Origin of the sequence: Niastella caeni (assembly GCF_004834005.1) — a bacterium.
In the GTDB taxonomy this organism is placed as follows: Bacteria; Bacteroidota; Bacteroidia; order Chitinophagales; family Chitinophagaceae; genus Niastella; species Niastella caeni.
On record NZ_STFF01000004.1, the window covers coordinates 654,543 to 678,552 of the forward strand.

The window sequence follows — 24,010 nt, forward strand, 5'->3', positions numbered from 1 at the left end:
AAAACTGTCCAATTGTGGGACTGATTTTTTTGATATACCTGCTTTAAAACGTTAAGAATCATTGATAAGGAAAATGGTATGGCAATTGGGTAGTTTTCATGCCGAACGCAAAACGCTGAAGGCAGAACGCAAAATCCAAATAATGAGCGTTAGGCTTTAAGCCTTAAGCATGAGATCCATACCGTTGTTTTTTATTCTAAATATAAAACGGATACTATGAATTCTAATTTACCCGGAAAGTTGTTGAAGAGAAAGCTATCTGAATTGAACAGCGCCTTGTTTTTTGCTGAGGGTGACTCTTTATTCAAACTTCCGAACCACCTGGTTACTGAAATGGAGATCAATGACAATAGTGAGATCAGGTTCGTTATTCCTAAACCTGCTCAGGACATTGAAGCATTCGAGAAAGAATTTCCCGTTCGTTTAGAGTTTTTTAAAAAGGGCATCGCCTATCGCTTAAAAGTGCAGGGTAAAGGTGTTATTGTTGAAGACAGCACTGAAATGGAAAAATGGCTGGTTTATTCAGCCGCCAGGCAGGAAAAAGCAAAGAACGAATCGATGATCATGATCAAAGTGATGGTGCAGTTTGTTGATTACACTGGCAACATTGCCGGTTCTTTTCCTAACAGGCTTAAAATGGCTGGTTTACAATTATCCGGCTGGTTATTTTCACACGGTAAAGGCGCCAGCGTATCTGTTTAATATGCATTAATAGGCTATTGAACTATAAATCAAGGCACAAGCCCAATCGGAAAACCGGTTGGGCTTGTGTTTTTTAGAAGGTCATGCATGTGTAAGAAGTCTAATATAATATACCTACCTTTATACTGCTCTTTCTTTATTAACTCAAAATTTGCCGTATGAACCTCCTTCAACGTCTTGAGTACTGGGGTGACAGGCATCATCCCAAATGGGCAGACATTCTTCGCTTCGCCCTCGGATTATTCTTATGCTACAAAGGGATTGAGTTTCTCGAAAACATGAGTACAATGATCAGCCGCATGAGTGGTATGCTGCCCAACAGTTATTTTGCATTAAGTATCCTAAGCCACTATATAGTTTTTGCGCACCTTGTTGGTGGTCTTATGCTGGCATTCGGATTACTCACCCGCGCTGCCTGCATTATGCAGATCCCTATTTTAATTGGTGCTATATTCTTTATTAACCAGGAAGAAATGTTCCGTCCTTTTCAGCAAATGACCATTACAGTTATATGCCTTGCCGGGCTTATTTATTTCCTTATTGCCGGTAACGGGCCGTGGAGTGTAGACAAGTATTTTGATGAAAAAAAGCGGGAAAAGAACACATAAACTGCTTTTATCTGGTTGCTGAGGCTTCAACACATTTGCCTTAGTCGGGACATTGCATTCAATTTATGGCCCGTACTGGCCATTCACCCTGTATGTATTTCTGAATTAAGCCTGCATGCGACAAGGGCTTACTTGTATTATAAGGATCGGTATTTGTTTCATAATCTAATAAAACCACATCATTTAACTGCATTATTTTTTTTATTTCAGCAATTTCATCCTGCAATTTATTATCGAGGATCCAGCCATAAGCGGGAAGATAGATGCTGAACCTTGCTTCGATGTAAGGTAAAATATCATTAGAGCCAATGCCAAATCTATGGCCCTTCACCTGGCCATGTTTGCGAACTGTTCGTTTGATATTTTTCATTGTCCGGTTATCGAACGACTTAAGATCAATGTCCTCATGTTCAAATACTTTTAACCCCTGCCAGAGTCCTTCAACAGACATTGCCTGATATGAACAATTTGGCACAGGGATATCGCCGTGTGGATAAAAGGGGCTGAACTTTACCCACGGCATTTGTGCTTTTGATGTTACATCAAGTATTACGGCATTGGGATATACTTTACTTAACTTTTCAAGCGATTTCTTCTTACTTTCTACTATAATCATAATTCAAGATAATAATTCGTCAACAGCCTGTACTAATTGATGGCCTGCATCTTCAATTTTTTCCTGTTCTTCTTCGGGGTACCATTCATCGCCGAAAATAAAATAATTAGAAACATCCAAAAAAGCCAGCGCCAGTTTTTTGGGAATATATTCCTGGTCTTTATAAGCCTCTTTCAACACTTCTATTGCTTCAAGAATTAAATCATACTTTTCTTCATCCAACCCTTCTTTATTTCTTAGTTTAACCAATATAGATTGCTCTCCCAGTAACCCTTCATATATAACATTTAATGCTTTTTCCGTTGTCATATTATTTACATTTTGTAATTGCACTTGCAGGAACATGTCCTTCTACAAGTATTTCTTTTGAGTCCTTCGAAAATCTTGCCGACACTGTACCAACACCTGCAGCTCTTGCTTTTTCAAATGTTGAAATATCCACGATCCGTTTGTTACCCACTTTATCCGGTACCACGTCATCAGTATCGAAACTTACCATTGTTTGGCCGGGTTGTCGCCATTTTGCAATAGCATTAGGATCTGTACTTGTTGATATAAATTGAGAACCCTTAAAAGTAGGTCTTGAGCCGGCGGAAACATGCCCATGTACTGTCATATTTCTCCCCGGCTTTTTAGCAACCAAACCCTGGGTCGGATCTTCATCAGGACGTAATAATCTGTACACCCGTATCAATCCCCATGGATCTATCCAAATATTCGTATCATGAACATAGGCATATAATGCATTGCCTCCTTCAATCCTGATTGGATCCTGGCTTATATAAATGCCTTCTTCCGGTGCATAATATCTGAACCTGTTATAATACAAGCCGGTTTCTGCATCCTCATACTGTCCCTGGTACCTGAATGGCAATACGTTTTTGTTGCCGTGCAAATTTCTTAAACTTCCGTAAATATCCAACACCCCTTCCCACACTTTATTACCTGTTGCATCAAACATTTCATGGGGCGTACCCAAATGATCAACAATTATACTGTATGTATTACCGTTTTGTATTTTAGCTGCAGGCACAAAACTATCATCCTCAAATATCCAGGTTATAGCTGACCCTTTTTCGTAGGGCTCTGGTTTGTCATATGTTATTTCGCCCCATTCATTTATTATAGCCTTTGGTTTATCTTCTTCTTTATACGTCCATTCATGTAGCGGAACATTGCCATCCCAAACCCAACGGGTTATTTTGCCACCAAAGCATTTTGAGATCCGGCGTTTAAAGGCATCGTAGGCAAATGCTACTTCTTTACCATCGGGCCGTACCACTTTTTTCAACATACCATTGGCATACCATTCATAATATGTTTTTTTCTGGTTTCCTTTATCTGTTTTACTTATCAGAAAGCCTTCTTCATCGTACGTATAAATATATTTTTCACTTTCGAGCAAAGCGCCTGCGCTGTTGTATTTGCGATCTGTTTGTGTGGTGGTTTTAAAAATATTTCCGGTAGCATCAGCGGTACGATGCACAATGCTGTTATCGGCATATTGTGCAAAGACGAGATTTGAGAAGGCATCATGTTTAAAATGGGTATTACCCTGAGATAGGGCATCAAAAATATTCACCAGCCGGTCGTCGGTATCCCAGGTGTATTTTTTCCAGTGTTGTACTGTGCTTTTTTTTCTCACCTGGTGTTCTGCAGGTCTTCCGGCTGTATCGTATTGCCATACACTGGTTATACCGCCGGGTAATAATCTTTCCATTTCCTTACCCGCCTGGTTGTATTTCATTTGCGTTTCCCATAAGAGATCATTCACCTTTGCCTGCATATTGGTTACCAGTCCCTGTTTATTGTGATGCAGTAATATGTCTGCACCTAAATTACTGGTTAAGCCAATGCGGTTTCCTGCCTTGCTATACCTGCTATGTACCTGGTATTCGCCCTGTATTTCTGTTTCTATATAACCCATTTTATTGCGGGTCAACCGCACGTGGCTATATTCGTTAATAGCTTCCTGCAGGTTTCCGTTGCGGTCGTAATTATACAGTTCCCAACTGCCATCCTGATATTCCACACGAACTATGCGGCCATTCGCATCGTATTCATATTGTACAGAACGACCACCGGCGCACACAACTTTAGTTACTTTTCCTGCAGCGTCCCGTTCATATTGGCGTTGCAAACCATCGAACCCGGTTTCTTTACTAATTTCACCCCGTTTATTGTACCTGAAAGAATAGTGTTTGCCAGCCTCATTTACAACTGAATTTAAACGCTCTTCTGTATCATACAGAAAAAGTATTTCCGTATTGTGCTGTTTTCGTTTTTTTACATTGCCCAATGGCGTGTACTCAAACTGTACCTGGTTATGCCGGTCTGAAGCCTGGATGACTTCTTCATAAGCATTGTATGTAAAGCGAACGGTATTGCCATCGGGTAAATGTATATTGCACAGGCGATTCAGGGGGTCATACTCAAAATACCGTACCTGGCCTGTGGTATTGGTGGTTTGTGTACAACGGCCCAAATCATCATACTTCCAGAGGGCTACTGACTCATCGGGTAGTTGCAGCGTTGCCAGGTTGTCGTCTTCGTCGTAACTCAATACTGTTTTTCGATTGCCGGTTTCAATCACTGATTCAAGTTGCCCCTCTACGTTGTATTCATAGGTAATAGTACCTCCATTGGAAAAGTTAATAAAACGCAGTCGCCACATTTCATCATAGCCAAAGGTTTGGCTGCTGTTATCCGGTTGAATAATTAGCGTAAGCTGATCATGATCGTTGTAATGAAGCTGCCGGGTGCTGCCATCGGGGAATGTTTTTATTGTAAGCCGGTTTCTTTCGTCATATACATAACCGGTTATATTCCCCTCTTCATCTATTTCACGATATATATTAAAGTCTTCGGTATATTCAGTGTACCGGTGATTGCCATAGTGATCGGTTTCCCGGATGCATAAATTGTTTTCATCGAAATAGTAGGTGGTGACTTCCTCCAGGGAGTTGATGACGGTGTTATAGCCTTTATAATACTTAATAAAGCCTGCTAAAATACCGCCATCGCCCCAGGTATGAATGCAACGCTTTTTGCTGTCGTATTCCCAGTAAAAGCTTTGACCATTGCGATCGGTTTTTTTGATCATCAGGTGATACCGGTACTCAATGATAGTTGCCTGGTTCAATGCATCGGCAATGCTTGCCAGGTCGCCCGCTTCATTATAAGCATAGGTAACCAGTATTTGTTCAAGGTTGCGATGTTTTACTTTTACCTGCGTGATGCGATGCTTTTTATCTAGCTGTAAAAGCAGTTGCCTTCCGGCGGAATCTGTTATGGCTGTAAGATGTCCGCCGGTATAATGCAACTGAATACGGTTACCGCTGTAATTTTCTATCAACGACAACTTCCAGGCGCCTGACTTTGTTTCATGATTGAAATGATAATAAAGCGATTCGTTGTAGTCTTCCAGTATAAAATGGCCGTTCTGTTTGCGGCGCAATAATATTTTTTCCTGCGGGTGATAAAAGCTTTCGCCCGGGTAAAGCAAAGGGAATACCGCCTGCCTGCCATCGGCTAATGTTACAGACAAGCATTCTTCTTCGGACCAAATTTGCACGCAGCGATCATATGACAATTGCACTCCATGCCCCAGCAGACCTTCAATGGAGGAATCGCTGTCCCAGTTGCGGGTCCATTTAATTGGAACAGGACCCGGCAATTCAAAATCGGTGTATTCATAATTTACCCGGCCAGTGATAAGGTCTACCGGTTCAAAGCCCATTTTACATAAGCGCTTACTTAGCTTTTGTGTGCACTTGAATTTTTTACAGACTTTATGATTCAGTTTTTTCAGCATTTTACCGCCCAGTTTGCCAAATACTTTCAAAAAAGAACCGAAGGCAAAGGCTTTTAATAAAGCCATGATGCTGAAATTAGGCACCAGCGGACCGCCCACCATTACCGGCTTTCCCCATTGCAGCGGAATACAAAATGATGTAGGCAGGTATAAAGATGGAATGGGTTTGAATTTTTTTCCCGGCCTGAATGACAATGGTAACCCGATGTCGTTACAGGTCATGAGCATATAACCTGCACCGCTCATGGGAGCGCCGTCTATATGCACTGTTTTGCTACCAAAGAAATTCTGGCTGTCGTGGCCGATCATGGGTATCAACGTAAAGCCGGCGCCAAATGGGATATGTACAAAGGTTATGATCATACCGGCGGTATCGGTATTACCACGAGGTACATTATTTACTTTTACCGTGGCGCCGATAAACGGAATATAATCAAACGGGTCAATTACTAAACCGATGTATGGATGCGGAATGGGAATAAAAGGAAAAGGCATATTCACAAAGTGAATGTCGATGCCTATCACCGGTTTCAGGTGCGTGTTGGCTACGTACATAAGGTTTATTGTTCAATTATTCGATTGTTTAATGGTTGGGATTGCTGCGTTTTCGCGGGAGATCGGGATATTTTTTTATTTTTTCCAGGGAGGCGGCAACTGTTCAAATGAAATTTTATCATTGCTATCTAAAGTGGCTTTTAAGCCCATAGATCTCAGATCCTTTATATAGTCAGGCCCGTTAACGAATTCAAGCAGATGCTTTCCGGATTCTGCAGAACTGAAATCAACTACTTTATTAAATAATTTTTTGGCATCAATTCCTAACTTTTTAGCAACATACCAGATAACTGCCAGGTAAATGGAATTTTCCCTGGCATCCCATTTGAAATTTTCAATCACATGCAGGATTAACGCCGCCTCCAGGTATGCTTCCGATTTATGGTTATATGCTTCTTCCGACAATATTTCCGACATGGATAATAACCGCAACCTTTCCTCGTCTTGAATAGCGGCCATTAAATCATTTCTAAAGGTAACATCGGTGCTAACCCGACTGGTAATTTCCAAAATAATTGATAGCTGATCTTCGGATAGCCGAATTTCTGAACGGGCCAATAATTGTTTAAAAGTTTCTATACTACTGTTCATCTTTTGATTTTATTACACCTGCAGGTGCATAGTTTAGGGTTTACTACAAGCAGCAGCCGGCGGCTTCATGTAATTACCATCCTGTTTGTATTTAGCTGCATCCAGTTGATTTAACTCACGGTCAAAAACTGTTTTTGGAAATTTTGAACCGGGAGGATTTGTTCTATTAGCATCAACATTGTCAGAAGCCAGGTAAAATGTTTTATTTGCATCAATACCGCCCTGGACCCATGCATCGTTAACAGCCGGCGTCCAGCCTTTGGTATTTAATCGTCGCATCCCTATTTGCTCTGCAGCCTCGGTATCGGGCAAACGTCCAATGGCTAATTCCTCTACTGATTGAGAACTCTCTTTATATACTTTCCATCCCACAGCTGCTTCCTGGCGGCTACCGAACCAGCCCGTGGTTTGTGATTGAAATGCATTCCAGGTAGTTGCCGGCGCACCGGGTGTTAATCCAAGAATATCCACCCATGCATTGGGGTCGTTCACATATGCATATAATGCCAACCCACCTTGTAGCCCAATAGGGTCCTGAGCAATAAACGTACCTTCTTCCGGACTATAATACCTGAAGCGGTTATAATGCAAACCTGTTTCCTCATCAGCATATTGTCCCTGGTATCTGAAAGGTATAAAATTTTTTTCGCCATTTACTACCCGCGCTCTTCCATATATATCCAACACCAATTCCCAAACGCGTTTTCCTGTTTCGTTATAGGCTTCACAGGGAGTTCCCAAATGATCTGAAATAATGCTAAATGTTTCGTTATTTTCTATTTTGGCGGCAGGAACAAAAGAATCTGCATTAAATACCCAGGTGATTATATTTTCTTTCGGTTCTTCCTTATCATACTTCAGTTCTCCCCACTCATCTACTACCGCAACAGGCTTTTCATTTTCAGCATAGCTCCATTCATGTAAAGGTACATTGCCGTTCCAGATCCACCTGGTGATTTTTCCGCCGTAGCGTTTTTCTATTCGGCGGCCAAGCGCATCATAGGTAAACTCTACGCTTTTTCCATCGGGTCGCAAAACCTTTTTCAGCATACCATTTGCATACCACACATAACGTGTTTTTTTATTGGTGGTTTTATCGGTTTTGCTGATTAAATTACCTTCGTTATCATATTTGTAAATGAACTGATCGCTTTCAAGCAATGCACCGGCAGCACTGTATTTACGATCGGATCTTTCTTTTGTGGTATAAACATTCCCGGTGGCGTCTGTAGCGCGTTGCACGATGCTATTATCTGCATATTGGGCAAAAACAAGGTTGCCCCATGCATCATGTTTAAACCCTGTATTTCCCTGCGACAAAGCGTCAAAAACGTCGGTAAGCCGGTCGTTGGCATTCCAGGTATATTTTTTCCAGCTTTGCACCACCTCATCCCTGCTTACTTTATGTGCTGCCGGTTTCCCTGCACGGTCATATTGCCATTCACTTGTTAATTTACCAGGCAATAGCCGAGCTGTTTCCCTGCCTGCCTTATCATATTTTATGTGAGCCTGCCAACTGGCGGCCTCTGATTCTCCCGGTGATGATACTGCTGCCTGTATATCGGTTACCAGTTCCAGTACATTGCGCTGTAATTGAATATCGGCGCCCAGGCTGCTGTTAACGCGTATTCGGCTTCCCCACTTATTATAGGTGTTTTGCACTATGTATCCATTCTGTTCTTCCTTTTCAATAAAACCCAATTTGTTGTAGCTGAATCGTACTGTGCTGTGTTCGTTGATGGCCTCTTTCAGGTTCCCGTTTTTATCATAGTTGAATATTTCCCAACTGCCATCGTGATATTCTTTTCGTATAACACGTCCATTGGCATCGTACTTAAATTGTTTGTAGCTGCCATCAGACCCAAGGGTTTTTATTACTTTACCAGCGGCATCGCGCTCATACTGGCGTTGCAGCCCGTCGAATCTTGTTTCACTGATAATTTCCCCGCGTTTATTATAGCCGAAACTATAGTGCCTGCCGGCTTCATTTACAATAGCACGTAAGCGCTCTTCGGTATCGTATATAAAACGAAGTTCTGTATTGTGCTGGCGACGAATTTTTACATTACCGAGCGGCGTATATTCAAACTGAACATTGTGATGTTTGTCCGCCGCATGCGTTACTTCCTCATAAGCATTATAGCTCAAATTTATTTTATTGCCATCAGGCAGGTAAAGTTTGCGCACCCGGTTCAATGGGTCGTATTCGAAACGCCGCGTTTCGCCGGTTACATTGGTGGCCTGTATACAACGGCCCAGCGCATCATATTTCCATGAAGCTGTTGCGTTGTCGGGCAGTTGCACGCTTTGCAAATTGTCATCTTCATCATATGCCATTATTGTTTTGCGGTTGCCACTTTCAATGATCGCAGCCAGTCTGCCAGCTGCATTATACTCGTATGCAATGGTCTTGCCGTTGGGGTGATTTACAAAACGCAGTCGCCGCATGGCGTCATAACCAAATGTCTTGCTGCTTCCATCGGCATTAACAATAAGCGTGGGCTGGTTATGCTCGTTATAGTTAAACTGTATACGGGTGCCATCGGGCAACGTTTTTTCTTTTAACCGGCTGTATTCATCATAAGCATAACCGGTTATATTACCTTCTTCATCTATTTCGCGGTACAGGTCAAAGGTGTCTGTGTATTCGGTGTAGGTTTGATTGCCATAATGGTCAACCTGCCTTACACACAAATTATTTTCATCATAATAATAAATGCTGTTTTCATCGAGCGAATTGATGACTATATTGTATCCCTTTTTATATTGTATGAATCCTTCCAGCACGCCTCCATCGCCCCAGGTGTGTATACACCTTCGTTTGCTGTCATATTCCCAGTAATAGCTCTGTCCATTCCGGTCGGTTTTTTTTATCATCAGATGGTACCGGTATTCAATGGAAGTAGATTGATCCAATGCATCGGTAATTGTTACCAGGTCGCCTTCTTCATTATAAGTATAGCTTACCAGCGTTTGCTGTAAGCCGCGATGCTTCACTTCCGCCTGAATAATGCGGTGCTGTTTGTCTAATTTAAAAAGCAGTAATCTGCCTGCGCTGTCTGTAATGGCATTCAGGTGTTTGTCGGTATAATGCAGTTGTATGCGGTTGCCGCTGTAATTTTCAATATATGATAAATGCCAGGTGTTTGCCTGTGTTTCATGGTTAAAATGGTAGTATAATGATTCGTTATAATCTTCCAGTAAAAAATGACCATTTTGCTTTCGATGCAACAAGATCTTTTCCTGCGGATGATAAAAGTTTTCACCAAGATAAAGCAGGGGAAATACCACCTGCCTGCCATCTGCCATTGTTACCGACAAACATTCTTCCTGCGACCAAAGTTGAACACAGCGATCATAAGATAACTGTACTCCATGCCCGAGCGGGCCGGTGATGGAGGAATCGCTGTCCCAGGTGCGAACCCATTTTACAGGAACAGGACCGGGCAATTCAAAATCTACACATTCGTAATTCACCCGGCCGGTAATAAGGTCTACCGGTTCAAAGCCCATTTTACATAAACGGTTGCTTAGTTTTTGGGTAGCAGCAGATTTTTTAAGCACTTTATGATTTAATGCCTTCAGCATTTTGCCGCCTGCCTTCCCAAATATTTTCAGGAAAGAACCAAAAGCAAATGCTTTTAATAATGCCATGAGGCTGAAGTTAGGCACCAGCGGGCCGCCTACCATCACTGGTTTACCCCATTGCAGCGGAATGCAAAACGATGTAGGCAGATATAATGATGGAATGGGTTTGAATTTTTTTCCCGGCCTGAATGACAATGGTAACCCGATGTCGTTACAGGTCATGAGCATATAACCTGCACCGCTCATGGGAGCGCCGTCTACATGCACCTTTTTGCTGCCAAAAAAGTTCTGGCTGTCATGGCCGATCATGGGTATCAACGTAAAGCCGGCGCCAAACGGGATGTGTACAAAGGTTATGATCATACCCGCGGTATCGGTATTACCACGCGGCACATGGTTTACCTTCACTGTAGCGCCAATGAAAGGAAGATAGTCAAACGGATCTATCACCAGGCCTATGTAAGGATGGGGCAAAGGCACAAATGGAAAAGGCAGGTTCACAAAGTGAATATCGATACCGATCACTGGTTTCAGATGCGTGTTGGCTACGTACATAGAATAAGTTTTGCTGGCGGAATGATCAGACCATTTTACTATTGTTGTTTTTTTGAAGGGGTTGTTTGTTCAATGGTATTCAGGAATAATGTTCGTACAGAATAGTTGCCGTATTTTATTTCATTGGAAGCGTAAGACAGTAAATGTTTTAAGATGGACCTGAGATCGATCTTTTTTGTGTCACAATACCTGATCAGATCACTGAAGTAAACCATTTCATCCCGGGCGTCGGGTTCCAGGTTCCTCACCATAAACAACACCAGGCTCAGGGTAATGTATTCGCTACTTCCGTCAAATATATTTTCATCCAGTTCGCCAAAAGTGGGGGTTATATAATGCTGAAGGCGTTGGGTGTCTTCCAGGAGCGAGGCCATAGCTTGCAGGTCTTTAAATTTATTACCAGCCAGCACCTCTCCTATCGTTCGCCTGATAAAAGCCAGTTCGGGTTGAATTTTTTGCCTGTATTCCGATTCAATTTGCCGCATTTCTTCCACCCAGCCATCTTTGGTGAAATCAATACGGCTTTCTTTCGCCCGCAATTCATCTGCATACTTGTGGGTTATTTCCTCATCTATCAATTCAATTTTCGACTTAACGGTGAAAATGTTTTCCATATAGGTAATTGATTGTTCCATTGTTTGTTTGTTCGATGGCCGGGCCCTCTGCGATCCAGCCCATCAAACCGCTACTTCTCCCGCATTCGCCTCCCTGATCTTTTTCTTTGTATAATTCTGTTTCAGTTCTTCAACATCTTTTTGCCAGTTGATCCCGTAAGCACTGACCATTTTATCAGTCACTTCCTTAATGAGGCTGTTCTTCTCATCATGCTGTTTTTGTTGCACGTAATCGTAAGCCATAAAAGGATATTCAGATGCCTGAATCTCTTCATCGGTCAATTTACCGGTGAGTTGCAGGGCCTGCTGACAAGCCTGTAGTTTTTCTTCGTTCCAGTTCTTGTAATCTGCAAAGATCCAGGCTTTGTAATAAGCCGATATTGCCTGTGTAGTGAAACCAAAGGCAACAGCCTCATCACCAGCTTTCATAAACCATTGCAAGGCCTCTTTTCTTTCCTTCTGGATCTGTAAATCGGCTCCCTTGTAGGTATAATATTGCAGCAGCATGGGTTTTATAGCTTCATTGCCATTGGCAATCTCCTGATTGCATAGCCGTATACCGGTATCGAGCAACTGGTTGATCAGTTCATGGTCTTTGAAGTTGAACAGCATACCTGCGTAGGTGATGTATGCGGTGGCGAGCAGGCTTTTATCGCCGGTCTTCTTACCACTTTCAATAGCTTTCTCTCCCCATTCGCTCAGGAGCGGTTTGTTCTTTTTGTTAGCGGCCTCTCCCATTTCGAACATGCATTTTCGAAAGAACGCATAGGGGTCGGTTGCAGCGCCGGCCGTTGCAATTTGCCGAATGGCATCCTGCATACGCAGATCATGCTTCAGCGTAACGGTGTAATCGGTATAATATTCAAAAACGGTTCCCCAGAAATTTCCCTCGACATGATCAAATACGAGCAGTTGTATGCCCGGTTCTTTGGGTTGCTCCATCCATTGGTGCAGCCATTGCTGAAATTGCTGCGGACTGCTCATTTCTTTCGGCAATACACTGAATACAAAAGCTGCCTGTTGCTGCCCTATAAATTTTTTATAAGACAGGATCATGGCGGGCAATAACTGGTCACAGGCTGCATAGTTATTTTCTTCCACTGCTTTTCTGAATGCCTGTACATCCCATTCGCTTTTTATACCAGCGCTTGTCAGCAATTTTCGTTGCCTGGGATCATCATATTCGTTCAGCCAGTTCTGCAACAATGCATGGCTATAGGTTTTTGCATTACTGAAGGGCGTATAGAAGAATACGAACAGGTTATCGAGTTTTCCATGCGGCGATGCTTCCAACCGGCAAAATCCTTCGTACATACGATGATCTTCCGGTTTCAACATCCAGCGGATAAGGCTATGCCGGGGCAGTACGTTCTTTTTCCATACCTGCACCATTTCATCGATACGAACGGTTATGGGATTATGCTCGTTCATTGTTAGTTTACTTATTTTTTAAACTCAAAATACGTGAAACGGCAAAAGTGAAATGGCAAACGCCATCTATCCTCTCACTTCCTATTTCTTCCATTCACCTTATCAACTATTCAACAATACCTGTCCGCCTTTAATGGTAGTGGTTAAATTACCTTCTACCGTAACAAGGCCATCCCTGGAATCGATACCGACATGTTGATTGCCTTTTACAGCCACCTCCACATCTCCGGAAATGGTTGTCTTATTGAGGGAGGTCACGTAGGACTCTTTATCAGAATGTATTGTCATCTCATTTAAACCTTTCCATGTACAGGTTTCAGTGAGGGTGCCGTTAAGCACCTTCGCATCCACTTTAATTTCCTCTTCCACATCTATGATCATATTTTTTGTGGTGAGCTTGATCTCCTCTTTGGCGTCGATCCATACTTTTTTATTGGCCTTCACGGTTATATTACCGGCGCCATCCAGGAGTATGCTATTACCGTCTTTGTCTTCCACAAATACACTTCCGTCTGCATCGTTCATCACCACTTTATTGCCGCTGCGGGTTTGCAGTGCTTTTACATCGTTGCCGCCATTGCTGAAGGTATTGCTGGCTTTACCATGATACACAGTTCCTGCCACATAGGGTTTGGTTGGACTATCGCCTTCAAATCCTACGATCACTTCTTCGCCTATTTCCGGGATAAAGAACATCCCTTTTCCACCTCCACCGTGCGGACTGGTAACGCGGATCCAGGGTGTTTTTTCCGTTCCGTTCATCCAGTGGAATTTTACCCGAACGCGACCTAACCCTTTGGGATCGTGGTTATCGGTTACCATACCACTTTGTGTTTCGATAGGCGGCATACCTCCAGATTTTACCGGTGGTACTTTTATACCGGCAGGAACCGCCGTGAAGTCGTTATTATAATTGCCATGTCCATCGAAATAATGATTGATGGAAAGTATGGTGTACTCGCCATAATTTTCGCCCGACAGGCTATATAGATTGTTTCCCTGTACATTAATGGTGCCGCCTATTTTAACCCCGGGATGCGCACTGCTGCCCGAAAAACGTACGGTGTTACTGCTTTGCATAGCCGTACGAATGTTAATGGCGTCATCCAGTTGTTTTTTATTGCTGACGAACTGGTTGTTCCAGATCTTGGGCTGCGTAGCGTATACGGTGTTGCTGGCTTGCAGCACATGTTTGCCCAGGTCATTGAGGCCCGCTTTGCTTTCTATGCTTTGCGGCTTACTGTTATATACTTCGTGATTGAGATAATCGTACGCCATCATCTGGCTGTTGGCAGGTTGTACCTGCAGGGCCATACTGAAACGGTTAATGTTGCTACCGAATGTAAGCTTAGTTGCATCGGATGATTTGAGTGCGCCTATTTGTAACTGGTTGCCATCGTAGTACAACCATTCGCCATAGCTGGCACATAGCGTGTTGAGGAATTGCCAGGCAGTTTGTTTGTATTGAACGGTATACGCCAGCGTTTCGGGATATTGTGGCGAGATCTGCGCCTGCAACAGGTTTTGCGGAAAGTGTTTCAATACATCCTGTGCAATGTTCTTAATGGCCTTTTTCTCCCAGCTTTTACAGTGGGGGCCGTTGTCGAGTACAATGGTGGGACTGGTACCGGAGATAATGATATTGCCTGTATGACCGCTGAACCGGTCTGCTTCAACCTGCATCACAATACCCCTGAACTGTAATCCGCTTCCTGTGGCTGGTGTGCTGAAAGATGCCTGTAATACGCCACCGATGAGGTTACGCGACGATTGCAGCAGGCCACCTTCTAAACCCTCCAGTGATTCGGCCGGACAAACGAGTCGGAAGTAATGGTGGTCAAAAATATTTTGGGTTAGCTGAAAAGAGGTAATTTGTTTAATAGGAGTACCGGCAATGGTTATATTGCTACTAATTAGTTGGGCCATAAAAAATGTTATGTCGTTTATGGTTGAGAAATCGTGAAATGTGAAACGGCAAAGGAAATACAGCCACAAGCTTCAAGCTGCAAGCAAATACAATTAGCGATCTGCATTTAATTCCTTTTTCATTTCTCTGTTCTTCATTCTTAATTTTTCATTTACTGCGGCCAATTGTTTTTGAACTTCGATTCGTTCAGTTTAACTTCTTTGGCGCTGAGTATTATCTGCACCTGCATGGGACTCTCACTGTTGTGATCATAGGTTTCGTAATAATCAACACAGTGCGCGTCGTTGAATTGCAGGGTTTTTAATTTACTCATATTATCGCGGCGATAAAAAGTAATGGTACCGCTTTTGGTTTGGGTTGGACTCACCATCCAATCGAACAGACCGGTATTGCCATTGCTTTCTATAACCAGCGTAACGGAGCCGCCTTGCGGAATGGCGGTAGGTTTACCAGTACCGTCGGTGGCCTGTGTAAATCGATAGGCACAGTGCAGAATATTCATCTCTTCGCCATCTAACTTGAGTTTTGCTATAAATGACATGAATAGGATAATTAGTATTATTCAAAAAAATAAACTGAAGTTTGTTATAAGAAAAGTTACCAGTTACCAGATATCCCGCAGGGCGGGATGACTGGCAACTGGTAACCGGTATCTGTTTATACCCACTCATTTTCATGCTTGCCGCTGCCCAGCTCAATGCCTTTAGCGCTAAGCGTGAAGGTCTCAGTTACGGGACTGTCATTAGCACCGTCAAAATTTTCACGATACTCCACCAGGTAAGCTTCATTGAACTTCAGTTCTTTCAGCGTAGCATCGGTATCACGTTTAACAAAAGTGATAGAGCCATCTTTACGCTCGAAGTTGTTTGTCATCCACTCGAAGAAAGTGGTATCGCCGGTAGACTCTACCGTCAGACTGATCTTACCGCCACGGGTGATGGAAGAAGGACGGCCAGTGGCGTCTGTTTCCTGTTTCAGTGCATAGGTACATGCAAGGACGTTCACTTCCTTGCCAGCCACTTTAAGTTTTGCCTTAAATGACATAATTAATGGTTTTGATGATTAATAAAAATGGTATATAGACCAAAAAATAAAAAAAACGATCCCTGTTGGTCCCGGTTGAGCCGAAACCAAAATACTAAGCTATGTGGTGCTTAAACCCTGGAGTTAAACGGAAATACAAAAAAACTCCTCTCAGCATCATTAATATGACACTGTCATGCTACTACAGTCAGGATATCCTTATTTGCTCAAGGATGTGGGGTTGCCGTTTGGGGTGAGGGATATGGATTTTAAATGTAAGGTGGTGGCTAGCAATGCGTCTCATCCTTCGACATTGCGTAAGATGTTATTACTGATCCTTCGACTACGCTCAGGATCAGTAGTCATAGGCAATCTGAGTTTGCACTATGATCATGGTTCAAAATGTTGAAGTCTGATCCTTCGACTGCGCTCAGGATCAGTTCAGGACCTATTTGTCCTGCTCGTATTTAGAAGACCAATCTGCTTTGTCAGCATCGTCTCCCTTTTGCCCTTCCAACTTGATCATGAAAGTTTTTGCGGGGAAATACGGTTTCAGATGAATGTCGAGGTATATGCGGTCTTTTTGAACAGGGTCTTGTTCAAATCGCTTTATTGTAAAGTTTTCAATCAATTTATTGGGACCTGTAATGCCATCGAGGAATTTCACGATCTGGCCATTCAGTTCTTTACGGGTAGAAGCGTTAAAGTTCTCAAAAGCGCGACGGTTCAGGAAGTCCATCATCACTTTTGTAACGTAATCAAATACACGCACTACTGAATAGGTTTGTAAGCCCAGGTTATCGCCATTAAACAATGTTTTGGCAGAGAAAGCCATTACCTTGCCGTATTCTTTCACCATGGGGATCAGTCCCAGTTTTTCCAAACTGGCGATCTCACTTTTCTTCAGGTCGAACCGTACACCATCTACTTCATTAATACCGCCGAATTTTTTACCGGCTGTCACCTGCGACATCAACGTATTGTAGATCTTTCCGGCCAATGCGGCAGATGGTGGCACCAGCAGGTCATCTTCCTCTCCTATTTCTGCAAAACGGCCACGGCCTACCAGCCAGTTACACGCCATGATTACATTTGAACGATAAGGATCGCCGCCGGTCAGATTGGCTGCTTCAAACAGTTCCATTACATCATCCGGTGTATCCAGGTCTTCAAAGTCGGTAACCAGCATTACCTTATTTTCATAGGCGATCTTTGCCCATTTCTCCAGCACTTTGTTGCTGCCCAAATAACCAGGCAAAATAAGCAGGCTATAATTATTACGCAGATCGAGCCGGTCGTAATTATCGGTCAGCTCGTTGTGGATAGCATCAATAAACCGGGTATTGTCGAGGTCTCTTACCTGATCGGGATCAGCATTGATCACCGATACATTTTTCACCTTGAGGCTTTCGGTATTTTTAAAGAAGAGCGCTACTGCGCGGTAAGACCTTTCCAGTTGTTCGGTTTCCTTTACAGCTGCCTTCAGGTTCTTCTTCAATACCTGGCCAGCCTGCTCCGAGCGTTCGTTGCAGGTTTGGATCATGTCAGCAGGGTCCTCGGCGCTCTGCAGAATATCCATCCACAACTTCAATGTTTTTTTAAGCGCTGTACGTTCTTCTTTTTTACTATTCTCTTCTAGAAAGATCTTTTTTCTGGCTTTTCTTTCGGGGTTGATGTTTTGAACAGCATCAATAGCCGATTCCAGCAGATCAAATCCACCGAATTTTGCAAGGCCCTGCACACTGCTTTCCAGTTGTTCAACCGGTTGCAACGCTTCTTTAAAAGCCGTTTGCTGGGCGGGTTTAATGGATTCAGTACTCATGATAACGATTTAATGATAAATGAAAATGAATGGGTGGTGTTACCTGGCTGAGTCAAGTTCCTGTATAAGTGACTGCAAAGCTTTTATTATATGATCTTTTGTTTCGGGATTGGCGAGTGCCTGTTTAAGCAGCTTGTTGGTCTTTAACTGCTTTATTATTTTCTGATATTGCAATTGCTGCATGCTCACGTCTCCCAGGTATTCGCTTTGTGCAATGATGCCCTTCGCACCAAAATCGGCCAGGCCCCTGAAATGAAGCGTTTCCTTGCGCATGGCGCCGTCTTCCGTTTCAAAGGTCATGTCTACTTTCGGTTTGAAGTTCTCGAAAACATCATCTATGCTTGTCAACCCCTCAATTATTTCAGGTTTAACAGGTGGGTCATAGGTGAGTTTCTCTGCCAGCAATACTCGATTTTGTGGAATGTCTGCGAAGGCTTCGAAGGCGTCTGTTTTTACTTCCGTGCCGCCAATGCCATAAGGCTCTATGCTCATGATAGGTATTTTTGGTTTTCAGAATTAAGACTTGCTTTCTGTAATGAACAATCGAATATAATTACGAATAAACTGGTTTGACGGATTGGATATCGGACAAAAAAACCTCAATGGATTTTGCAAATATCATTCCTAATTATTGGTGAATGAACATTAATGATCAAAAATCCCCAGTAACCCTGGCGTAAATATACTCGTTGAACAAATTTTTAATCAGTCATTAATAATTGCAGTAAATAAATTTACATATTTCCGTTAGTTCGTGCGACAATTCATATAAAATTAATGTTATAAATTTTGAGACTGGCATAACAGTTAGTCCTTCGACTTCGCTCAGGACTTCACAAGAACATCCTTCGACTCCGCTCAGGACGCGCAGAGCGAGCCCGCTCAGGACTTCACAAGAACATCCTTCGACTCCGCTCAGGACGTCGACTCCGCTCAGGACACGCAGAGCGAGCCCGCTCAGGACTTCACAAGAACATCCTTCGACTCCGCTCAGGACGTCGACTCCGCTCAGGACGTCGACTCCGCTCAGGACGCGCAGAGCGAACCTCAGGACCAAACAAAATTGCCACTGGCATCCACGTCAAGGGTTAAAGCAGTTGTTCCGGTAGCACCCGCTTCCCCACTGATAATCTTGCGCGATAAGGGACGACGCAAATTATTTCGTATAACGCCGGCCAATGGACGCGCCCCATATTGGGGCGCAAAGCCCATAACGGCCAGTTGCTTTTTGGCCTCATTGGTCAACTGCAGAGTAATGCCCTGCTTTTCGAGCGAACTGTATAAACCGCGCAATTGAATACTAAGGATGCGTTCAACCATTTCGTTGGTCATAGGCGCAAACGGACAGATCTCCGTCAACCGGCCCAGGAACTCGGGCCGGAAGTAGTTGCTCATGATCTCCATCAACCGGGTAGAAGATGGGACCTGTTTTTTGTTGAACGAATCTACCACAAACTGACTGCCGATGTTGGAAGTAAAAATGATCAGCGCATTGGAGAAGTCGCCCTCCTTTCCCAGTTTATCGTGCAGCTTGCCTTCATCCATGATCTGTAAAAAGATATCGAAGACCGACTGATGTGCTTTTTCAATTTCATCGAACAATACCACGGAATAAGGTTGCTGACGGATCTTGTTGATCAGCAGACCACCTTCTTCGTAGCCAACATATCCGGGCGGCGCTCCATACAGTAGTGCGGCGGAATGTTCTTCTTTGAACTCCGACATATCGAACCGGATCATCGATCCTTCATCCTGGAACAGGAAATCGGCCAGTGCTTTGGCTAATTCTGTTTTACCTGTACCTGTTGGGCCCAGGAAGAAAAACGAACCAATGGGTTGTCCTGGTTTCCCTAATCCGGCCCTTGATTCAAGAATGGCTTCGCTGATCGATCTGATCGCATGATCCTGCCCTACTACCCGTTGTTTCAGGATCTCTTCCATTTTCAACAACCGCTCTTTTTCCTGTGCCTGCACTTTACCGATGGGGATACCCGTTTTATGTGCTACTATGGCGGCTACATCTGCATGGTTAAGCGTTTGCCTGTCGTCCTCTGCCATTATTGATAATGATTCGTAAGCAGCATTCAAATAAGTAATGATCTCACTGCATTCGGTCATTTGCAGGGGGTCGGCTTCTGATTGTACCGCCGCCCACAAAATGGGACTGATCTTATTGCGCAACTGGTTATAATGCCATTTCCAGTCGTCTGCTGTATATTGACCGGGTTCTTTTTGCATGTCAGCAAAAATGGTCTTCATATCCAGCAATACAGACAGGCCGGTATCCCGCGCCAGGCGAAGGGCTGCCATGGAGTGGTCGGCCAGGTCTATGGCGGCATCGGGTAAGCGCCGATCCTTTACATAGCGTTTCGCCAGCCGGATGGTATCCTGTATTGTTTCGTCTTCTATTTCTATTGCATGGTGTTTGCAGTAGTGCGGCATGATCATTTGCATCATCCGGAATGTTGTGGCTGCATCGGGTTCTTCTACCTGTATAACATCGAAGCGGCGGGCAAATGCTTCATCTTTTTCAATGTGCTTCCGGTATTCTTCCAGGGTGGTGGCTCCTATTACTGTCAATTCCCCACGAGCCAGTTCCGGCTTTAATAAATTGGCAGCGCCTGCCATAGCGCCCTGTTTATCCATCAGTACATGCATTTCATCGATAAACAGGATGGCTTTTTCAAATTGTTTTATTTCCTGAATGATGTTCTTCAATCGCTCTTCCACTTCGCCTTTATAAGAGGCGCCGGCAGCCAGTGCGCCGTTGTCGAGCTCAAATACCTGGGCGGATTCTAAAAAGCGGGGAACTTTCTTCTCCTGAATTGCTAACGTAAATCCATCAACCAATGCTGATTTACCAACTCCGGGTTCGCCAATGATCAGCACATTGGGTTTTGAACGGCGGCCCAGGATCTCAGCCATGGCCCTGATCTCTTTATCGCGACCGGTTATGGGATCTATCTTTCCTGCTGCGGCCCGTGCATTTTTATGCGTACAGTATTTCAGCAAAGCCTGGTGGTTGGTTTGCTTTGCTGAGCCATTGCCAGCGCTGGTGATCTTATTCAATGTGGTTTCGGCTACTGATTGCTGCAAGAGCTCCTGGCGTTGTACCGGAAATGTTTTTAATTGCTCATAACTAAAGCCTACACCGGGTGTACTGAGCGCCGCCAGAACGTGCACGGCCTCCAGTTCATCACTGCCCGTCATTGCCCTGATGGTATCGGCTTCTTCCATCACGGCTTTTACCGGTGCATCGGCGGTGAGGGTATCCTCGAGCCGGGTGGCTTTGGGCAATGTTTCCATGCGTACATCGGCCCATTCTTCCATATAATAAATGTCTTTATCCAATTGTTGTAACAGGGATTGCAGGCCCGCTTCTTTATGCAGCAATGCTTTTAGTAAATGCGGTGGCGCTATATGGGGGTGCATATTTTCCCGGGCAATGGCCTGGGCTATATGGTTCATTTTTTTAAATGAATCGGATATGGTTATACCTAACAGTTGGTCAGTCATTACGCTTATTTTAGATTAACTATTATCGATTTCTGATTTCGGGATTTCGAGATTTGGTGATTTCTTTTAGTGCAGCTCTCCTACTAATTTTAAATCTCAAAATCGCGCAATCTAAAAATCTCAAAATATTCCAAGGAAGCCCTGCTTCATCTTCAGGCTTACATTTAACCCAATCAAACAATTGGTTTCGCTGCTTTTTATTTGTTGTACGTTCAGTTGTTTTATCTTTTTATCTTCTTTAATTGAGCTTAGTTTATTACAGAATTGGGTGAATGTAATTTCAGTTCCATTCAGGCTTACCGGCACGTTGAGGTTATTGCAGAAATACGGGGTAAAATTGTCTGCTGTCAAATAGTTATTCACCACCCCGCGCAATTTGCTTTCCAGTTCCTGTTTACTGATGGTTACGCCTTGCGGTTTGGGCGGTTCTACAATCGCCGGCTGAGGATGGTTCTGTTCTTCGAGCGTTGGGGTTTGCGGTTTAGCCGGCACTACAATAAAGGCCGGTTGCTGCCTTGCCGGAACACGGGCATTTGACTTGGAGGGCGCAACAGTTTTATCATTCACATACACTTTACAAACGCCCAGTTGTTTGGGATCGTTGTTAAGCACCAAGGAAATGGTTTTTAACCCCGGCGTTTTATAAACATAATTGGCAGTGGATGAAGTGGCGTCAATAGCGGCCGTTTCACCAAAACGCCATTCCCAGCTATGGGCGCCGGCAGTAGTGTCCTGGAAGGTAACGGGCTTGCCTACCTCCGCCATTTGTGGACAAACAAATCGGGGCATCAGCAACGGGTTTTCCAGCTTCGGGGCTCTTGTTATATAAACCGTTTTATATTCGGTGCATTTACCATTTATGGTTAATGCCACGGTATATTCACCGGGCTGGTTATAGGCATGAACCACAGAGTTGATATTGGTCTCGCTGTTTTCATTATCACCAAAGTCCCATTGAAAATCTTTGGCGTACAAAGCGTCGGTCTCAAATCGTATCGGTTCGTCGGTTCGGAAGAAATTCGCTTTTGCTCTTATATGAAAGTCGGAGCAGTACTCGTAGTTCTTATATTTAAAGCCGGTGATCACCAAACCAACCAACGCCGTAATGATCATGGTGAGAATGACTTTTTCGTCGAGATAAGCGAGCTGTATTTTTTTATTTTCCATACTTTTACTTTTTGGTTCGCGTTAATGGCAATCGTGAAACGTGAAACGGCAAACGTGAAAGGTTCGCTAATTTTGAGATTAATTTACGACCTTACGCCGACCGAAAATTATTGCTGATTGCAGTACTCATTTAAACCGTATTTCTATTAGCCATGAAACGAATATCTTTTTTTCATTATAGTTTCAATTCCTGTTCTGCTGACCTGATGGCCGTTGCCGGTAGCTTTTGTTTACTGGTTTTCCTGGCTTCCTGTACCGGTTCGCGTAAATCAGCCAATCAGTACCAGACCATTGTGGTAAAACCGCCCGATCCAACTGCTGCAGCTGCAAATGCCAGTCCCGAAAAAAGAACTATTACCAAATATGCCGCTTATTTGAAGATCGATCCTGACAGTCTTAAAAATGTTGTGCTGTACACCTTCATTGATAAATGGATGAAAACGCCGTACAAGTACGGGGGCAACGATGAAAATGGGATCGATTGCTCGGCTTTTATTCAACGCCTGCTGAACGATGTGTACAACATCCAGGTGCCGCGCACTTCGGCGCAACAGTTCTTTACAAAAAATGTGGAGCCTTTTCATGATAACTCTTATTTTTCTGAAGGTGACCTGGTTTTCTTTTGTACGGTTCCCGGCAATCCTATTTCTCACGTTGGCATGTATTTGCGTAACCGGTATTTTATCAATGCCTCTACTTCCAGCGGTGTAAGCCTCGCCAATCTCGATGATCCTTACTGGAAGAAACGTTTTGTTGCAGCAGGAAGGGTGAAGGTCAATAAGCAATTGGCAACAGGCAATAAGCAAACGACCACAACTCAGCCAAAGAACAATAAACAATAAGCAAATCGAATGTCGTTTAGTTAAGAGCGTTTCGGCTACGCTCAACGCTTCAGACCCCTACTCTCATCCTTCGACTTCGCTCAGGATTCTTTCCCCCTTTAGGGGGCCAGGGGTTGCTAAAACCCAGCAGCGGTGCTGGCTCTTCTCAACAGGTCAATATCCCTGCGGGCCTGATCCAGATCACGCTGCGTTTGTTCAAATTTTGATTTATAATCTTCCAACTGTCTTGGCAGATCGCCCATGCTTACCACTTTGTTGGTAGCATCCTGGTAACGTAAATACAGATCAAGCACATTTTTATTCATGCGGCTGTACATACTGCTGTCTTTATACTGCAGGTCGGTTAACTCGCGTAGTTTGGCGGCAATCTGCTGGTTCAGGTACATGCTGTTTACGCCCGGTTGTTTCAGGGAGTCGATCAACATTTTCGCCTGATCCATACTGCTTACGAATTTTTCCTGGGCAATACTTTGGTTGCGGTAGCGGGTCACCTGTTCGCGCAATACGTCATTCTCTTTATAAGGAATACGCATGTCGAAGTAAATAGCTCCTACGATGAGCCAAACGGATATAATGAAAAAGAACAAAAATTTTAAAAATGCACGACTCCTTTCCTTATGGTTTAATACGGTTGGCATT

General features: G+C 43.7%; 18 protein-coding genes. 3 read left to right on the top strand and 15 right to left on the bottom strand.

Features of this window, described 5'->3' with window-relative positions; genetic code table 11:
• Nucleotides 1-216: 216 nt before the first annotated feature.
• Both FAM09_RS17465 and FAM09_RS17470 read left to right on the top strand, forming a co-directional pair.
• Nucleotides 217-702: a hypothetical protein gene (locus FAM09_RS17465; protein ID WP_136578410.1), complete on the top strand. Its 486-nt coding sequence runs from the start codon at nucleotides 217-219 to the stop codon at nucleotides 700-702.
• A gap of 158 nt (nucleotides 703-860) precedes the next feature.
• Entirely contained in the window at nucleotides 861-1,310 is a 450-nt protein-coding gene (locus tag FAM09_RS17470) for a DoxX family protein (protein ID WP_136578411.1), read from the top strand.
• A gap of 58 nt (nucleotides 1,311-1,368) precedes the next feature.
• Here the strand turns inward: FAM09_RS17470 and FAM09_RS17475 are convergent, their stop codons facing one another.
• The 14 genes from FAM09_RS17475 to FAM09_RS17540 all read right to left on the bottom strand — a co-directional run bounded on the left by FAM09_RS17475 (nucleotide 1,369) and on the right by FAM09_RS17540 (nucleotide 22,529).
• Complete coding sequence (locus FAM09_RS17475) at nucleotides 1,369-1,926, bottom strand: DUF6939 family protein (protein ID WP_208025592.1); 558 nt, start codon at nucleotides 1,924-1,926, stop codon at nucleotides 1,369-1,371.
• 3 nt (nucleotides 1,927-1,929) lie between these two features.
• Complete coding sequence (locus tag FAM09_RS17480; protein WP_136578413.1) at nucleotides 1,930-2,235, bottom strand: hypothetical protein; 306 nt, start codon at nucleotides 2,233-2,235, stop codon at nucleotides 1,930-1,932.
• A gap of 1 nt (nucleotide 2,236) precedes the next feature.
• Complete coding sequence (locus FAM09_RS17485) at nucleotides 2,237-6,295, bottom strand: RHS repeat-associated core domain-containing protein (RefSeq protein WP_136578414.1); 4,059 nt, start codon at nucleotides 6,293-6,295, stop codon at nucleotides 2,237-2,239.
• Nucleotides 6,296-6,370: 75 nt separating this feature from the next.
• Complete coding sequence (locus FAM09_RS17490) at nucleotides 6,371-6,886, bottom strand: hypothetical protein (protein WP_136578415.1); 516 nt, start codon at nucleotides 6,884-6,886, stop codon at nucleotides 6,371-6,373.
• Between the two features lie 33 nt (nucleotides 6,887-6,919).
• A complete protein-coding gene (locus FAM09_RS17495; RefSeq protein ID WP_136578416.1) occupies nucleotides 6,920-11,029 on the bottom strand; it encodes an RHS repeat-associated core domain-containing protein in 4,110 nt (1,369 codons plus the stop codon).
• 38 nt (nucleotides 11,030-11,067) lie between these two features.
• Nucleotides 11,068-11,664, bottom strand: coding sequence for a hypothetical protein (locus FAM09_RS17500; protein WP_136578417.1), 597 nt, complete (start codon nucleotides 11,662-11,664; stop codon nucleotides 11,068-11,070).
• Between the two features lie 42 nt (nucleotides 11,665-11,706).
• The gene (locus tag FAM09_RS17505) at nucleotides 11,707-13,074 is read right to left on the bottom strand and encodes a hypothetical protein (protein WP_136578418.1); all 1,368 of its coding nucleotides are present in this window, start codon (nucleotides 13,072-13,074) and stop codon (nucleotides 11,707-11,709) included.
• Nucleotides 13,075-13,176: 102 nt separating this feature from the next.
• Complete coding sequence (locus FAM09_RS17510; protein ID WP_136578419.1) at nucleotides 13,177-15,000, bottom strand: type VI secretion system Vgr family protein; 1,824 nt, start codon at nucleotides 14,998-15,000, stop codon at nucleotides 13,177-13,179.
• Nucleotides 15,001-15,152: 152 nt separating this feature from the next.
• The gene (tssD, locus tag FAM09_RS17515; RefSeq protein WP_136578420.1) at nucleotides 15,153-15,542 is read right to left on the bottom strand and encodes a type VI secretion system tube protein TssD; all 390 of its coding nucleotides are present in this window, start codon (nucleotides 15,540-15,542) and stop codon (nucleotides 15,153-15,155) included.
• A gap of 116 nt (nucleotides 15,543-15,658) precedes the next feature.
• Nucleotides 15,659-16,045, bottom strand: coding sequence for a type VI secretion system tube protein TssD (gene tssD, locus FAM09_RS17520; RefSeq protein WP_136578421.1), 387 nt, complete (start codon nucleotides 16,043-16,045; stop codon nucleotides 15,659-15,661).
• A gap of 427 nt (nucleotides 16,046-16,472) precedes the next feature.
• The gene (locus FAM09_RS17525) at nucleotides 16,473-17,846 is read right to left on the bottom strand and encodes a DUF5458 family protein (protein ID WP_136578422.1); all 1,374 of its coding nucleotides are present in this window, start codon (nucleotides 17,844-17,846) and stop codon (nucleotides 16,473-16,475) included.
• A 39-nt stretch (nucleotides 17,847-17,885) separates the two neighbouring features.
• On the bottom strand, nucleotides 17,886-18,338 hold the full coding sequence (locus FAM09_RS17530) for a hypothetical protein (RefSeq protein WP_136578423.1): 453 nt from the start codon (nucleotides 18,336-18,338) through the stop codon (nucleotides 17,886-17,888).
• Nucleotides 18,339-18,893: 555 nt separating this feature from the next.
• A complete protein-coding gene (locus FAM09_RS17535) occupies nucleotides 18,894-21,362 on the bottom strand; it encodes an ATP-dependent Clp protease ATP-binding subunit (protein ID WP_136578424.1) in 2,469 nt (822 codons plus the stop codon).
• A 120-nt stretch (nucleotides 21,363-21,482) separates the two neighbouring features.
• Nucleotides 21,483-22,529 carry a PKD domain-containing protein gene (locus tag FAM09_RS17540; RefSeq protein WP_136578425.1) on the bottom strand — a complete coding sequence of 349 codons (1,047 nt, stop codon included), beginning with the start codon at nucleotides 22,527-22,529 and terminating at the stop codon, nucleotides 21,483-21,485.
• 152 nt (nucleotides 22,530-22,681) lie between these two features.
• Between FAM09_RS17540 and FAM09_RS17545 the strand changes: the two genes are divergently transcribed.
• A complete protein-coding gene (locus FAM09_RS17545) occupies nucleotides 22,682-23,371 on the top strand; it encodes a C40 family peptidase (RefSeq protein ID WP_243751695.1) in 690 nt (229 codons plus the stop codon).
• A 116-nt stretch (nucleotides 23,372-23,487) separates the two neighbouring features.
• On the opposite strand, the gene tssO is transcribed toward FAM09_RS17545, so the two are convergent.
• The gene (gene tssO, locus FAM09_RS17550) at nucleotides 23,488-24,009 is read right to left on the bottom strand and encodes a type VI secretion system TssO (RefSeq protein ID WP_136578426.1); all 522 of its coding nucleotides are present in this window, start codon (nucleotides 24,007-24,009) and stop codon (nucleotides 23,488-23,490) included.
• Nucleotide 24,010: the final 1 nt, after the last annotated feature.

Bases quoted from the DNA above. Each gene is read 5' to 3' on its own strand.
- FAM09_RS17480 (WP_136578413.1), bottom strand. From the start codon at position 2,235: ATGACAACGGAAAAAGCATTAAATGTTATATATGAAGGGTTACTGGGA.
- FAM09_RS17470 (WP_136578411.1), top strand. From the start codon at position 861: ATGAACCTCCTTCAACGTCTTGAGTACTGGGGTGACAGGCATCATCCC.
- FAM09_RS17510 (WP_136578419.1), bottom strand. From the start codon at position 15,000: ATGGCCCAACTAATTAGTAGCAATATAACCATTGCCGGTACTCCTATT.
- FAM09_RS17535 (WP_136578424.1), bottom strand. From the start codon at position 21,362: ATGACTGACCAACTGTTAGGTATAACCATATCCGATTCATTTAAAAAA.
- FAM09_RS17475 (WP_208025592.1), bottom strand. From the start codon at position 1,926: ATGATTATAGTAGAAAGTAAGAAGAAATCGCTTGAAAAGTTAAGTAAA.
- FAM09_RS17530 (WP_136578423.1), bottom strand. From the start codon at position 18,338: ATGAGCATAGAGCCTTATGGCATTGGCGGCACGGAAGTAAAAACAGAC.
- FAM09_RS17525 (WP_136578422.1), bottom strand. From the start codon at position 17,846: ATGAGTACTGAATCCATTAAACCCGCCCAGCAAACGGCTTTTAAAGAA.
- FAM09_RS17485 (WP_136578414.1), bottom strand. From the start codon at position 6,295: ATGTACGTAGCCAACACGCACCTGAAACCGGTGATAGGCATCGACATT.
- FAM09_RS17540 (WP_136578425.1), bottom strand. From the start codon at position 22,529: ATGGAAAATAAAAAAATACAGCTCGCTTATCTCGACGAAAAAGTCATT.
- tssD (WP_136578421.1), bottom strand. From the start codon at position 16,045: ATGTCATTTAAGGCAAAACTTAAAGTGGCTGGCAAGGAAGTGAACGTC.
- FAM09_RS17500 (WP_136578417.1), bottom strand. From the start codon at position 11,664: ATGGAACAATCAATTACCTATATGGAAAACATTTTCACCGTTAAGTCG.
- FAM09_RS17495 (WP_136578416.1), bottom strand. From the start codon at position 11,029: ATGTACGTAGCCAACACGCATCTGAAACCAGTGATCGGTATCGATATT.
- tssO (WP_136578426.1), bottom strand. From the start codon at position 24,009: ATGCCAACCGTATTAAACCATAAGGAAAGGAGTCGTGCATTTTTAAAA.
- FAM09_RS17490 (WP_136578415.1), bottom strand. From the start codon at position 6,886: ATGAACAGTAGTATAGAAACTTTTAAACAATTATTGGCCCGTTCAGAA.
- FAM09_RS17465 (WP_136578410.1), top strand. From the start codon at position 217: ATGAATTCTAATTTACCCGGAAAGTTGTTGAAGAGAAAGCTATCTGAA.
- FAM09_RS17505 (WP_136578418.1), bottom strand. From the start codon at position 13,074: ATGAACGAGCATAATCCCATAACCGTTCGTATCGATGAAATGGTGCAG.
- FAM09_RS17545 (WP_243751695.1), top strand. From the start codon at position 22,682: ATGAAACGAATATCTTTTTTTCATTATAGTTTCAATTCCTGTTCTGCT.
- tssD (WP_136578420.1), bottom strand. From the start codon at position 15,542: ATGTCATTTATAGCAAAACTCAAGTTAGATGGCGAAGAGATGAATATT.